The organism is Marinobacter sp. L-80 (genome assembly GCF_056859395.1).
Window position 1 is genome coordinate 61,260 of sequence record NZ_JBSXOI010000070.1, and the last position, 13,864, is coordinate 75,123.

Annotated in this window: 14 protein-coding genes; 10 read left to right on the forward strand and 4 right to left on the reverse strand. The window is 59.5% G+C overall.

The features are described 5' to 3' along the window. Positions 1-126: 126 nt before the first annotated feature. The 8 genes from gshB (at position 127) to AC13E3_RS13425 (ending at position 7,082) form a co-directional block, all read left to right on the forward strand. Positions 127-1,080 (forward strand): glutathione synthase, encoded by a 954-nt coding sequence (gene gshB / locus AC13E3_RS13390; protein WP_482902124.1) that lies wholly within the window; start codon positions 127-129, stop codon positions 1,078-1,080. Between the two features lie 48 nt (positions 1,081-1,128). After that, positions 1,129-1,995: an energy transducer TonB gene (locus tag AC13E3_RS13395; protein ID WP_014578671.1), complete on the forward strand. Its 867-nt coding sequence runs from the start codon at positions 1,129-1,131 to the stop codon at positions 1,993-1,995. After that, positions 1,992-2,558, forward strand: coding sequence for a YqgE/AlgH family protein (locus AC13E3_RS13400; protein WP_039882120.1), 567 nt, complete (start codon positions 1,992-1,994; stop codon positions 2,556-2,558). Before AC13E3_RS13395 ends, AC13E3_RS13400 begins: the two co-directional genes overlap by 4 nt. Further along, positions 2,551-2,973, forward strand: a complete 423-nt coding sequence (gene ruvX / locus AC13E3_RS13405) for a Holliday junction resolvase RuvX (protein WP_008175643.1) — start codon at positions 2,551-2,553, stop codon at positions 2,971-2,973. Before AC13E3_RS13400 ends, ruvX begins: the two co-directional genes overlap by 8 nt. 7 nt (positions 2,974-2,980) lie before the next feature. Beyond that, positions 2,981-3,490, forward strand: coding sequence for a bifunctional pyr operon transcriptional regulator/uracil phosphoribosyltransferase PyrR (gene pyrR, locus AC13E3_RS13410; RefSeq protein ID WP_008175647.1), 510 nt, complete (start codon positions 2,981-2,983; stop codon positions 3,488-3,490). Between the two features lie 27 nt (positions 3,491-3,517). Beyond that, the gene (locus tag AC13E3_RS13415; RefSeq protein WP_008175649.1) at positions 3,518-4,531 is read left to right on the forward strand and encodes an aspartate carbamoyltransferase catalytic subunit; all 1,014 of its coding nucleotides are present in this window, start codon (positions 3,518-3,520) and stop codon (positions 4,529-4,531) included. Continuing rightward, the gene (locus AC13E3_RS13420) at positions 4,528-5,832 is read left to right on the forward strand and encodes a dihydroorotase (RefSeq protein ID WP_014578668.1); all 1,305 of its coding nucleotides are present in this window, start codon (positions 4,528-4,530) and stop codon (positions 5,830-5,832) included. Before AC13E3_RS13415 ends, AC13E3_RS13420 begins: the two co-directional genes overlap by 4 nt. Positions 5,833-6,116: 284 nt before the next feature. Then, entirely contained in the window at positions 6,117-7,082 is a 966-nt protein-coding gene (locus AC13E3_RS13425) for a putative solute-binding protein (protein ID WP_228743866.1), read from the forward strand. A gap of 42 nt (positions 7,083-7,124) precedes the next feature. Here AC13E3_RS13425 and AC13E3_RS13430 read toward each other — a convergent pair whose 3' ends face one another. Then, positions 7,125-7,397, reverse strand: a complete 273-nt coding sequence (locus tag AC13E3_RS13430) for an HU family DNA-binding protein (protein WP_008175654.1) — start codon at positions 7,395-7,397, stop codon at positions 7,125-7,127. A gap of 294 nt (positions 7,398-7,691) precedes the next feature. Here AC13E3_RS13430 and AC13E3_RS13435 point away from each other — a divergent pair, with 294 nt between their 5' ends. Together AC13E3_RS13435 and AC13E3_RS13440 are read left to right on the forward strand one after the other, a co-directional pair. After that, a complete protein-coding gene (locus AC13E3_RS13435) occupies positions 7,692-8,756 on the forward strand; it encodes a hypothetical protein (RefSeq protein ID WP_008175657.1) in 1,065 nt (354 codons plus the stop codon). 26 nt (positions 8,757-8,782) lie between these two features. Further along, positions 8,783-10,846, forward strand: coding sequence for a TRAP transporter large permease subunit (locus AC13E3_RS13440; protein WP_008175659.1), 2,064 nt, complete (start codon positions 8,783-8,785; stop codon positions 10,844-10,846). 21 nt (positions 10,847-10,867) lie between these two features. On the opposite strand, the gene AC13E3_RS13445 is transcribed toward AC13E3_RS13440, so the two are convergent. From AC13E3_RS13445 to hslO, 3 genes are all read right to left on the reverse strand, one after another. Next, positions 10,868-11,146: a hypothetical protein gene (locus AC13E3_RS13445; RefSeq protein ID WP_053113264.1), complete on the reverse strand. Its 279-nt coding sequence runs from the start codon at positions 11,144-11,146 to the stop codon at positions 10,868-10,870. A gap of 87 nt (positions 11,147-11,233) precedes the next feature. Further along, the gene (locus tag AC13E3_RS13450) at positions 11,234-12,769 is read right to left on the reverse strand and encodes a phosphoenolpyruvate carboxykinase (protein ID WP_008175663.1); all 1,536 of its coding nucleotides are present in this window, start codon (positions 12,767-12,769) and stop codon (positions 11,234-11,236) included. A gap of 171 nt (positions 12,770-12,940) precedes the next feature. Beyond that, positions 12,941-13,795, reverse strand: coding sequence for an Hsp33 family molecular chaperone HslO (gene hslO / locus AC13E3_RS13455; RefSeq protein WP_008175666.1), 855 nt, complete (start codon positions 13,793-13,795; stop codon positions 12,941-12,943). Between the last annotated feature and the right edge of the window lie 69 nt (positions 13,796-13,864).

Consider the following 13,864-nt stretch of genomic DNA (forward strand, 5'->3'; position numbering starts at 1 on the left):
AGGATTTCTCCGGATGCATTTGCAGTTCGGGTACAATACCATCTGATTTCAAAGCATAGCACTTAATGTCTGGTCCGCTCTGCAGACCGGTTCGTGTTTTTAACCCTCAGGAGTGCAGGAACGCCCATGACCGTCAGACTCGGGATCGTGATGGATCCGATTGAAGATATCCACTTCAAGAAAGACAGCTCACTGGCCATGTTGCTGGCTGCCCAGAAACGCGGTTGGGAAATCGAGTACATGGAGCTCCCCGACCTGTACCTGGACGGTGGCCGTGCCATGGCGCACACCCGTGACCTGACTGTGCACATGGATCCGGAAAACTGGTACGGCTTCGGGCCGTCCCAGGACCGGGCGCTGGGAGATCTTGATGTCATCCTCATGCGCAAGGACCCGCCGGTAGACCGGGAGTTCCTGATGGCCACCCATATACTGGAGGCGGCCGAGCAGCAGGGCGCTCTGGTGGTCAATCCGGCGTCCACGCTGCGTGACTGCAATGAGAAGCTGTTCGCCACGCAGTTTACTGACCTGACGCCGCCACTACTTGTCAGCCGTTCGGCGAGTCGCTTCCGCGAGTTCTACGCCGAACACGGCGATGTCATCATGAAGCCGGTGGACGGCATGGGCGGTCATTCGATCTTCCGTATCCGGGAAAACGATTTCAATCTCGGTGTCATCATCGAAACCCTCACCAACTATGGCACGCACCAGGCCATGGCCCAGAAATACATTCCCGAAATCAGCGATGGCGACAAGCGCATCCTGCTGATCGACGGTGAACCGGTACCCTATTCACTTGCGAGAATACCCTCCCATGGCGAGAATCGGGGCAATCTGGCCGCCGGCGGCCGGGGTGAAGGTCGTGAACTGACCGCGCGGGATCGCGAGATCTGCGAGCGCGTTGCCCCGGTGATCAAAGAGAAGGGCCTCATTTTTGTGGGTCTGGATGTCATCGGTGACTACCTTACCGAAATCAATGTCACCAGCCCGACCTGTATCCGGGAACTCGATGCGGCCTTCGGGATCGATATTGGTGGCTTATTGATGGACGCGATTGCAAAGCGTCTGGGCCAGGCATAATCCGGTGATGGCGGCCGGGCAGGTATAACGACAGGATCCATATCAGGAATGGCAGTTCAGGTAAGCGACTTCGACCGGTTTTCCTTCACCCTGTTTATGGCGCTGGCGGTGCACGCCATCGTGGTGCTGGGAATCACCTTTGCGCCTGAACCGCCTCGCTCCTCTGCCCAGACCATGGAAATCACCCTGTCCCAGTTTGACGATGAGGAAGCTCCGGAGAAGGCGGATTTCCTGGCCCAGACCAGTCAGAAGGGCAGTGGTACCGAGGAAGAGGTTCGGGAAATGACCACCCCGCAACCGGCGGAGGTGAGCCAGCCGCAGGTGGCACAGGTTCAACCCGAACCCCCTGCGCAAACCGAGCCGCAGCCGCGTCAGGAAAAGCAGGTCGTTCAGACCGAAAGTTCTTCCAGTCAGAAGGTTCGCCAGCCGGAAGAGCGCACCAGGCCGGAAGAGGAACCTCTGCCGGTTCGCGAGAAAAAGAGCCTGATGGAGCGCAGCCTGGAAATTGCCAGCCTTGAGGCCCGATTCGATGCCCAGCAGCAGGCCTATGCCCGCAAACCCAGGGTGATGCGGGTAACGGCCGCCTCTACGCTCAAGTCCACCAACGCCTGGTACGTTCAGAACTGGGTGAGCAAGGTAACGCGGGTGGGGAATATCAACTACCCGACCGAGGCGCGCAATGCCGGAATCTATGGCACACTGCGAATGCTGGTGTCACTCAAGAAAGACGGCACCATTAAAGAGGTGGCGATCCTGCAGTCTTCCGGCAGCACCGTCCTGGATGATGCTGCCATCCGTATAGTCAGGATGGCCTCGCCTTTTGCACCATTTCCGGACGAAATGCGGAAAGAGGTGGATGAACTTGAAATCATACGTACCTGGTCCTTCCAGCGTCGGGGGCTGACATCCGGATGACAGCATCAAAACACTCTCCCCATAGCTTGCGCCACCAGTTCCTGGTGGCATCGCCCTATCTCGCTGATCCCCGTTTCCATGGCGGCGTGATCTACATTTGCGAGCATTCCGACGACGGTGCCCTGGGGTTAATGATCAATCAGCCGCTGGACATCCACCTTGGTGAAATCCTGGAGCAACTGGACCTGCCAGGCGGCGAGCTGGATCTGCCGGTATTCAGCGGTGGTCCGGTGCAGCCGGAACGCGGCTTTGTGCTGCATCCCCCAGGCACTAGCTGGCAGAACACGGCGAAGGTCACCGACGATGTTCTGCTGACCACATCCCGCGACGTATTGGCAGGCATTGGTCGTGGCGAAGGTCCCGACGAGTACCTGGTGGCATTGGGCTATTCCGGCTGGAGCGAAGGGCAACTGGAAGAGGAGCTGGGCAGCAACGCCTGGCTCACCTGTCCGGCCAACACCGACATCCTGTTCCGTACTCCCTGGGAAGAACGCTACAAGGCGGTGCTGCAGCTGATCGGCATTGATCTCAATCAGCTCAGCGAATCGGTCGGTCATGCCTGAACCGGCCAGCCGTCGCGTCATGGCGTTCGATTTTGGCACCCGCCGTATTGGCGTAGCGGTCGGTCAGGAGTTGCTTGGATCCGGCCAACCGGTGGCTCTGATTCCTGCCCGAGACGGTATCCCCGATTGGCAACAGATTGAGTCCCTGCTCGAGGAGTGGCGTCCGGACCTGGTCGTGGTCGGTTTGCCCCTCAACATGGACGACACCGAAAACGATATGTGTGCCCGGGCGCGCAAATTCGGCAAGCGCCTGCATGGGCGCTACCACGTGCCGGTCGAGATGGTGGACGAGCGGCTCACCAGCTTCGAGGCCAAGGGTGAAGTGATGGCCGCCGGAGGCAGTCGTGATTTTGGTCGCCACGGAGTGGATGACCGGGCCGCGGTGCTGATCCTGGAAACCTTTTTTCAACAGTGAGGACCGAATGACGGCATTGCTTGATATTGATCAGTTGCTTGACCAGATGGAAACCGGGCTGCGTCAGGCGCTCGAGCAACGGGGCGTGCAATCCCCGGTCCTGATCGGTATACGGACCGGAGGCGTCTGGCTGGCCGACGTGCTGAGCAAACGCCTTGGCATCGAAGAGCCGTTCGGCGAACTGGACATCTCCTTCTACCGCGATGATTTCAGCCGCATCGGCCTGAATCCCCGGGTGAAACCCTCGAGTCTGCCCTTCGATACCGAAGGCCGTGACATCATCCTGATTGACGATGTCATCATGAGCGGCCGGACGATCCGCGCCGCCATGAATGAGATCTTCGATTATGGCCGTCCAGCCAGTATCATACTGGCCACCCTGATTGACCTCGGTGCCCGGGAACTGCCCATCCAGCCGGATGTGGCTGGCAAGACAATGGCGTTGGAATCCCATCAACGCGTCAAACTGCGTGGCCCCGACCCGCTCCGTATCGAGCTTCAGGAAGCCGGACAATAAACCTCCGAATCGGATAACAGGCGACCCATGACCGCGAACGACTCTTCCCCGCACCACTTGCAGCTGACCCGGGATGGTCAGTTGCGGCATTTCCTCACTCTCGACGGTCTGGATCGGGCGCTGCTGACCGACATCCTGGACACGGCGGACTCCTTTATCGAGGTCGGTGAGCGAACCATCAAGAAAGTGCCACTGCTTCGCGGGCGAACCGTGGTAAACCTGTTTTTCGAGTCCAGCACCCGAACCCGCAGTACCTTTGAGCTGGCGGCCAAGCGCCTCTCTGCGGATGTGCTCAACCTGGATATCAGCACCTCGGCCACCTCCAAAGGCGAATCCCTGTCTGACACGCTGCTCAACCTGGAAGCCATGGCCAGCGACATGTTCGTGGTCCGGCACTCCCAGAGTGGTGCGCCGCATTTTATTGCCGAGAGCGTGACGCCCGGCGTCGCCATCATCAACGCTGGTGATGGTCGCCACGCTCACCCGACGCAGGCCATGCTGGATATGCTGACGATTCGCCAGCACAAGGGGCGTTTCGAGGGCCTCAAAGTCGCTATCGTTGGCGACGTGCTGCACTCCCGAGTGGCCCGCTCCCAGATCCGGGCTCTCAACGAGCTGGGTGCGGAGGAAGTTCGCGTCATTGCCCCGGGAACCCTGCTTCCCAAAGACGTGGAAAGCCTCGGCTGCACGGTGGAATACGACATGACCCGCGGGATGAAGGATCTGGATGTGGTCATCATGCTGCGACTGCAGAAAGAGCGGATGGAAGGCGCATTGCTGCCCAGCGAGCGCGAGTTCTACCGGCTCTACGGCCTGAACCAGCAAAAACTGGCGTTGGCCCATCCGGAATGCATCGTTATGCACCCGGGGCCGATCAATCGGGGCGTTGAAATCGAATCGGCGGTTGCCGACGGACCACAGTCGGTCATTCTGAACCAGGTGACCAACGGCATCGCCATCCGGATGGCGGTCATGTCCATGGCCATGGGTGGCCAGGTTTCAGAACGGCAGCAGAAATTGAGTGAGAGGGGCCAGGCATGAGCAGTGTCAACACATCCGGAACCAGCCTGAAGATTACCGGAGGCCGACTGTTCGATGGTCAGGGCCCGGAGCAGCAGAATACCGCGCTGCTGATCCGGGATGGCCGTATTGCCGCGATGGGCGAAGCTGCCGCCCGGGCACAGGCCGACGAGACAATCAGTGCAGAGAACGCTGTCATAACGCCGGGGTTTGTCGATCTTTGCTGTAACCTCCGTGAGCCGGGCAATGGTCAGAAAGGCAATATTGCCTCGGAAACTCTCGCAGCGGCTCATGGCGGTTTCACGACGGTCTGCGCTTCGCCGGAAACCTCGCCGGTGAACGATTCCAGTGCCGTCACCCACCTGATCCGGGACGGCGCCGCCAGCCGGTCGCCGATCCGGGTGTTGCCCATTGGTGCCATCACCCGGGGTCTGGAGGGTGATTTGCTCAGCGACATGGCGGGCCTGGCCTCGGCGGGTTGTGTCGCTGTGGGTAATGGCTCCCGGGGCGTGCGCAACGCCCGCATCTTGCGCCGCTGCATGGCCTACGCCCAGACCTTTGGTTTGACGGTAATGTTCAGTCCCGAGAACCAGGCCCTGGCTGCCGACGGCTACGCCCACGATGGCCTGGTAACATCTCGCCTGGGCCTGCTCGGTATTCCGGAAGTGGCGGAAACCGCTGCGGTGATGGAAATGCTGTTGCTGGCGGAGGAGACCGGGGTACGGTTGCATCTGAGCCAGCTCTCCTGTGGTCGCAGTGTTGAAATGCTGGCTGAAGCCCGCCGCCGCGGCATTGCGGTAACCGCCGATGTGGCCATGCACCAGCTTGTGTTCACCGAGGAGGCCCTGGCCGGTTTCGACAGCCGCTTCCATGTTCGGCCTCCTCTGCGCGGCGAGGGTGATCGGAAGGCGTTGATAGCCGGTGTTCGGGACGGCGTGATTGATGCCATTGTCAGTCAGCATCAACCTCACGATACCGCCGCCAAGCAGGCGCCCATGGCAGCCACCGAGCCGGGACTGTCGAGCATTGAGAGTGTGCTGTCGCTGGGGCTGGAACTGGTGGAGATGAATGAGCTGGCACTGCCTGATCTGATTCGCGCGCTGACCAACGGTCCGGCTTCCGCGCTGGGCAGAACAGCCCGCCTTGCCGAGGGTGAAATCGCTGATGTCTGTGTGTTTGATCCTGATGCCTTCTGGACACCGAACTCGAAAACACTGGTTTCAGCCGGTCGCCATGCGCCGGTGACCGATCGCGAACTGCCGGGTGTCGTCCGGCTCACTCTCAGTGAGGGTCGAAAGGCCTGGCCAAAGCCGGCAATCTGAATCCGGCTCAGGCGACAAAGTGCGGCAGGGGTTGCGGAACCTCTGTCGACACCATCACAGAATCCTCCCTTTTTGCTGAAAAACCCTTGATGGCAGGCACCTGTGCCAACGTATTCTTGTAGCCGTCGCCCTATGGTCGACCAAGGAAAGCGTGGCCTGACCGGTTCATTTTCACAGACCGGCGCCCGACAATAATAATCAGGAGTCATCCCGTGAAATCAGCAAACCTCCCCCAGCGGGTAGCTTTGGCAACTGCCCTCTGTGCCAGTCTGGTATTCCCCTCGATGGGGCAGGCACAGGCGCAGAACGAGCCTCTGGAACGCAGCTTTTGCGTTTTTGACCCGGTTGGTGCCAATGGTCCCCTGTTTGCCATCACCAAAACCTTCCAGCCGGTTGCCCTGAAAAACGGCATCAAGCTGGACCTTCGCGCCTACACCGATGAGAAGGTGGCCGCCGAGGACTTCAAGGCGGGCCAGTGCGACGCCGTGCTGCTTACTGGCACCCGGGCCCGGGAATTCAACAAGTTCACGGGCAGCCTTGAAGCCATGGGCGCAGTGCCCGGCGAAGAGGAAATGCGGCTGCTGTACAACACCCTCAGCCAGCCCAAAGCCCGGCCGTTCCTGATTGATGGTCCCTACGAGGTTGCCGGTGTATTCCCCGGGGGCGCCATTTACCTCCACACCCGGGACCGCAACATCGATTCTGTTGAGAAACTGCAGGGCAAACGGATTGCAACCCTCGATTACGATCAGGCATCCGTGCGGATGGTTCGCCATGTGGGGGCATCTGTGGTGGGGTCCAATTCCGCCAACTTTGCCGGCAAGTTCAACAACGGTAGCGTGGACCTGGCCTATGCTCCGGCCGTCGCCTACACACCACTGGAACTTTACAAGGGCGTTCAGCCCAACGGTGCGGTGGTCAAATATGCCCTCGGGTATATGAATTTCCAGGTAATCATCCACCGTGACCGGTTCCCGGATTCCGCCGGCCAGATGGTGCGTGACCAGGCCATCAAACGCATAGACGAGGCCTACGAGATTATTGCCCAGGCAGAGGCTGAAATTCCGGAAGACGTCTGGATGCAGCTGCCCCAGGAAGACACCGCTGAATACGACAAGATGCTGCGCAAGGTGCGTCTCTCGTTGCTGGAGGACGGTGTATACGATGAGCGGGCTATCAAGTTGATGAAAGCGATTCGGTGCCGGGTAGATGCCACTCGCTCTGAGTGTGCTTCCGTCGCCGGAACCTGAACCAGGGGTAAAGCAGGCCCGCAGCTGCGGGCCTGTGCCTGACTAGCGGATTTCGTCTTTGAGCGCCTTGCCGGCCTTGAAGCCTACGGTTTTGCTGGCAGGGATGCGAATGGTCTCGCCGGTTTGCGGGTTTCGTCCATCACGCGCTTCGCGGCTGCGGATGTTGAAAGTGCCAAAGCCGATCAGGGTGACATCCTCGCCACGGGAGGCGGCGGCCGATACCTGGTCGGTAAATGCGGTAATCACTTCGCTGGCCTTTTCCCGGGTCAGCCCGGTGCGGTCGGCAATGGCCGCGGCGAGTTCAGGTTTGCGCATCGGATACTCCTTTTATTGTATTTCTGCGGGTTCGGTCTGTACTGGCCGGAATCACAACGACTCTCGGTTGCTCCAATCTATAGCGGCTCGCGGCCCATTGTGCAAACCAAGGGGTGGCATAGGTGTGTGTAAATTGGCGTCATTTGCGGCATCGGTCGCATAAAAACGGGGCCTCCTGCGCCATAATGCGTGCCTGGTTACAGACTGTAACAAACCGGTTTCTCCGCCAGAGTCCGGGCCGTGCGATTGCAGCAGGGCTGCATCAGAACAAAAAACGCAAAAGGTGAAGAAGGTATGACCCATTTCCGGAATCCCTCCCGCAAGTCGCCGTTTTCCGCGCGTCGAGTGCGTAACCTTGTGGCGGCTTTCACGGCCAGTTTGGTCCTTGGCGGCTGCAGCGCGGTGAATCACGTGATGTACAAGACCACCGGGGATGTGATGCAGGGCTTCTCCAGGGATCACACGGTGCCTTTTCTGATGGAAAGCAACGATCTGGCCATGGGGTGCGCCATGAGCGAGGCGACTGCGCCACTGCTGATGTCCTTCGGCCGCGTTACCAATGAGCCGGACCAGTTGGCGGTGATGCTCTACCTCAGTGCCGGCGGCTGCGCCGAAGAAGAGGCCAGGGAGCACGAGCTGGCCGCACTTGCCGCCCTGAATGCCATGAACGGCAATGAGGCCGAGGATGCCATGATCCAGCAGAAGCGCGCACATAGCGTTGCTGCCCGGCGCTATTACAAGGCCTGGCAGCACCACAATGCCCATTACGGCAATCCTGCCGATGGCGAATGCCCGGATTTTGATGACGACATGGACGAGTTCATCTACATGGCGGGTCTTCTTTCCGGCCTCCAGGCGCTTAATGCCCAGATTCAGTCCACCTCGTCCATTGGCGTACCGGCGAACGTTGGCTCCATTGCCGCCCGGGCCACAAGCTGCCTCGATAATGAAAAATGGTGGGGTGCGCCCATGGCATTGCGGGCAACGGTGTGGGCGATGATTCCGGGTGCCCAGCCCGAGGGTGAGAACGCGTTTGAACGGCTGGCCATCGCCGACGATCAGGGCGAGGTTGCGGGTGTGCGTTTGCCCCACGTGTTCCACGCCATCGCGGCCCTGAACAAGGGAGACGAAGCCATGGTCCGTTCGGTGATCCGGGATCATGCCGAATCGATCGAGACTACGCCGGCCAATGAGCAGTGGCGGTTCGTGGACGCCATGGCCACCGATATGATCGTCGCGGTTTCTGACCGTCTCTGGGTTGAGAACACCGGGCACCGTACACCCATGGGGCAGCTGGGCAGCTTCTGGGATGACCAGGCGGAAGCCGTTGAAACCATGGATCTGGACGATCTGCTGTAACCACTCCCTATCCAGAGTAATCAGTTATGTCGAAGGGCGGTTTTCATCGTAGCGGGCTGGAGTGGTTTTCATCGCTGCCCGCCTGTCTGTTATTGCTTGCAGTGGTCATTTTCTCCACGAGCAGCGACATCCACAACCAGATGCTTCGGGGCGGTGAACAGCTCTGGAGTGGCTATTACAAGTTGCGGATGGATCCGGTTCAGCCCACCTGCGACCCGACTCGGGATATCGACGCGGCGGTTGCTGAAGAAATGGCGGCGGATGCCGAGACGGATGACCCGATGGCCGCGTTGCTGGGGGCCGAGGAAAAAGACCCGGCTGACGTCCGGCTTGCCATCGAACGAGCGGTTGCTGACTGCCGCGAGGCCCACCAGAATTTCGAAAATCTCAGTGAACAGCTGACACCAGGGGTGAAAGCCTATCGGGCCATCGAACTTTTTATTGCTGACCTGATCGCCTTTGGCCTGGAGTCACAGCGTTTCATCCTCGTGATCCTTGTCATGCTGTGCGCGGTCACGGCGACCCTCACTCGTCATCATATCGCCATGCGTGCCATGGAAACCCGGCTGGATTACACGGTCTCCCATACTCTTCAAACCATCGCCAATGCCATGCTGCTGGGGTCGAGCGCAATCTTTCGCCAGTCCAGCCTTGGTTCAGACACGGCGGTCTCGTCCGAAGAGTTGTTGCTGCACAATTTCTGGATTATCGGTTTCGCCTGCCTCACGTTGGCCAGCCTCTACCGGCTGTTCCGGGTGCCTGATGATCTTGAGGAGGGCGGCAGCCTGAACAAGGCCTTCCTGGCCGTTCCGCTCTATACCGTGATGTGTCTGATCTCCGGCACCTATTTTGCGCTGATCGGACACGCGTCGGGGATTGGTATCTATCTCGGAAAGATGATGGAGCTGTCCGACATGTTCCTGAATGTCGGTCTGTATGTGTGGGTGGGCATGATGCTCAAGCAGACCCGCCTGGCCACCCTGGTGTTCAATGTCTTCCGGCCCTGGCGCATGCCACCGGAAATGCTGGCGGTTGTAGCGGTTCTGGTGGCGGCCGTGCCAACGGCCTACACCGGCGCTTCCGGCATTTTCGTGATCGCGGCCGGCGCAGTGATATACAGTGAGCTGCGTGCCGCCGGTGCCCGGCGGCATCTGGCCCTGGCGGCGACCGCTATGTCCGGTTCCCTGGGCGTGGTTTTGCGCCCCTGCCTGCTGGTGGTTGTCATTGCTTACCTGAACCGGGAAGTCACCACTGATGAGCTGTTTGGCTGGGGCATCTGGGTGTTCGTGCTGACCGCCACCATGTTCGCGATCGTGGCCCTCAGTGTGAACCGACAGAGTGAATTCAACCTGGCGCCCTCTGCTGAAGCCTTCCCGGCCATGACGCAGGCGCTCAAACCCCTGATTCCCTACGTTCTGGTCATCGCTGCCGTGGTGCTGTTTTACCGGCTGGCGCTGGACGTGAGCATGGATGAATTCTCGGCGCCAAGGCTGCTGCCGGTGATCATGCTGGCAATCCTTGTGTACGAGCATGTCAGCCTGAAAAACCGGTCAGGAAAAGCCTCGGGAGAGATCAATCATCAGGGCCTGGAGCGAAGTCTCCGCGGCGCCACAAACGATACGACGGCGGAAATTGGCGCGCTGCTGCTGTTGCTGGGGCTGTCGGTCAGCATCGGTGGTGTGATCGAGCGGGCCCACCTGATGGAGGCTTTCCCGCAGTCGTTCGACAGTGCCTGGTCGGCCATGCTGCTGATGGTGGTAATCCTGGTGATCCTGGGCATGATCATGGACGCATTCGGTGCCGTGATCCTGGTGACCGCCACGGTTGCCACGATTGCCTATTCCAGCGGAATTCATCCGATCCATTTCTGGATGGTGACCCTGGTGGCATTTGAACTCGGCTACCTGAGCCCGCCGGTAGCCCTGAACCATCTGCTGACCCGGCAGGTGGTTGGAGAGGCGGAAGTGCTGGCGGCGCAACAGGAAACGGGGACTTTTTATCAGCGCCATGAGCGTATCATCATGCCGCTGATTGCCATGGGGATTTCGCTGGTTCTGGTGGCCTTTGTGCCGCTTATTTTCTACGCCTGATTACAGGATATGGGGCGTCCGCTAGCGGTTGCCCCACATCTTCGACACCGCGGCATCCGAGCCCAACGTCCCGACCACCAAGGACACGCCACCAATACCGAAGAAAACAAGCACGGGAATCAAGGCGCCTGCCTTACCGGTGTAAACGAGCATAGCCGTCGACACCGTCGCCAGAACGAGGAACAGGACGCCCACCACATTCAGCACGGTGCGGTGCGAATCTTTGTAGCTGGGCCCAACTTTTCCGGATTCCAGTGGTTTGAGAATAAACGAAAAGAGCTGGCGTAGATGCTGTTTCATGAAGCCATTTCCTGGAGTGTGTTGGGCTATCATACAAAAAAAGCGCCGTGCTTTCGCAGGGCGCTTTCCTTACTTGCCGTAATCGACTCAGCTCAGCTTCGGACCGGCCTCGACGATCGAATCTGCCACGTCGAACTTCTTGAAGTTCTCGACGAACTGGGCGATCAGTTCCTGGGCCTTGCCATCGTAGTAGTCCGGGCTTACCCATGTGTTGCGCGGGTTCAGCAGCTCGGTGTCCACGCCCGGAACATGCTTGGGCACGTCCAGGTTCAGGGTTGGCAGGTGTTCGGTTTCCACGTCGTCCAGGTCGCCATTCTGGATTGAGGCGATGATGGCGCGGGTGGTCGGAATGCTGAATCGCTGGCCTTCACCGTAAGGACCGCCGGTCCAGCCGGTGTTGACCAGGAAGACCTTGCTGCCAAACTCGTCCATCCGCTTCATCAGAAGCTCGGCGTAAACGCCGGCCGGACGGGGGAAGAAGGGCGCACCGAAGCAGGTTGAGAAGGTGGACTTCAGCTTTGAGGAGGAGCCCATCTCGGTGGAGCCAACCAGAGCGGTATAGCCACTCAGGAAGTGGTAAGCGGCGCCTTCGCGGCTCAGGATGGACACGGGCGGCAGGACGCCGGTCATGTCGCAGGTCAGGAACACGATGTGAGATGGCTCACCGGCGCGGTTCTCGATCACGCGCTTTTCAACGTGCTCAAGCGGGTAGGCGCAGCGGGAGTTTTCGGTGAGGGATACGTCGGTGTAATCCGGCTCACGGGTCTCAGGGTCGATGGTCACGTTCTCGACAATGGCACCGAAACGGATGGCGTCCCAGATGATCGGTTCATTTTTCCGGGTCAGGTCGATGCACTTCGCGTAGCAGCCACCTTCGATGTTGAATACGGTGCCCGGGCCCCAACCGTGCTCGTCGTCACCGATGAGGAAGCGGTGCGGATCGGCGGAGAGGGTAGTCTTGCCAGTGCCGGACAGGCCGAAGAACAGGCAGGTTTCGCCGTCTTCACCGACGTTGGCCGAGCAGTGCATGGGCAGCACGTCTTTTTCCGGCAGCAGGAAGTTCTGCACGGAGAACATGGCTTTTTTCATCTCGCCGGCGTAGTGCATGCCAGCCAGCAGAACCTTGCGCTTGGCAAAGTTGATCATCACGCAGCCGTTGCTGTTGGTGCCATCGCGCTCGGGATCGCACTCGAAGTTGGCGGCGTTCAGGATCTGCCATTCCTGCTTGTCGGCCGGGTTATAGCTGTCCGGACGGATAAACAGGTTTCGGCCGAACAGATTCTGCCAGGCGGTCTCGGTCGTCATTTTGACCGGCAGGTAGTGCTCCGGGTCGGAACCAACATGAACGTGAGACACGAACTGGTCTTTCTCGGCGATGTAGGCTTCAACACGATCCCAGAGGGCGTCGAATTTTTCAGCGTCGAAAGGACGGTTGATCGGACCCCAGTGGATATCGTCCGAGGTGCTGGGCTCCTCGACAATATAACGGTCCTTGGGAGACCGGCCCGTGCGCTCACCGGTTTTTACGACCAGGGAACCGTTGGATGCCAGCTGGCCTTCTTCACGCGCCAGTGCCACCTCAACCAGTCGTGCTGTACTCAGATCACTATAAGTGTTGCTCACTTCGACCTCGCCCTCGGGATGCTTAGTGATTGCTCAGGCCGCTTCCTAAAATTGACGGAAATCTGAGCAGTCGGGTCAATTCAGGCGCGCTATTATGCCAGAGACGCCGGTAAAAAACGACTGCCCGGGAAGCCTTGCTATCAGCGGGTTCCCGGCTAATCGAACGTGTTTCTAGTGTAGCGTATGACCGGTGAAAAGATGATCAATATCATTTCTATCGAAGCGATAGTGAGCATGACAGAACTGGCAGTCCATTTCGATAGAGCCCTCTTCCTCGAGGATGCTGTAACACTCCTCGCGGCCGATGGCTTCCAGGGCACCGAGGGTACGCTCCCGTGAGCAGCTGCACTGGAAGGCGACCGGTTCGGAGTCAAACAGGCGTACGGTCTCCTCATGGAACAGGCGGTGAAGCAGGGTTTCGCTGTCCAGCTCCAGTAATTCGGAGGCTTCCACGGTTCGGGCCAGATGGTTTACCCGGTCCCAGAGGTCTTCATCCTCCTCTGTGGCGCCCGGCAGGCGCTGTAGCATCAAGCCGGCGGCGCCGTTTTCGTCGGCAAACAGGAACAGGCTGGTGGGAATCTGCTCCGAGCGATCAAAGTATTCCTCAAGGCAGCCGGCGAGTGTCTCCTGATCCCGGGGTACAACGCCCTGATAACGGTTGCCGCGGTTGGGCGTGATGGTAATAGCCATCCGACCCTCGCCGAGCAGATCGTGGAAGCTGTCTTCGCTGACCGCATGCTCATCAAAGCGGGCCAGGCCGCGGATGTGTCTGTCGTGGCTGCACTCGGCCATTAATGTGCGCAGAGGCCCTTCCCCCTGGGCCTGTACCGACAATGTACCCTCAAACTTCAAGGTGCTGCTCATCAGGATGCTCGCCACCAGTGCTTCTCCGAGGAGTTCCCGGACCGTGTCCGGGTAGGGCGCCTGGCTGCCGATTTCCTGATAGCTGTCCGCTAGCTGAACCCAGGCTCCCCGCACCTGGCTGTGTTCAAAGATAAAGCGCTGGAACTGGTCGCGGGCTGCCATGTTGTGTCTCCTGAATGCTGAATGCCGGTCGTTGCACGTTTGACTGAGGGCGGGGATGTAATAAAGGGT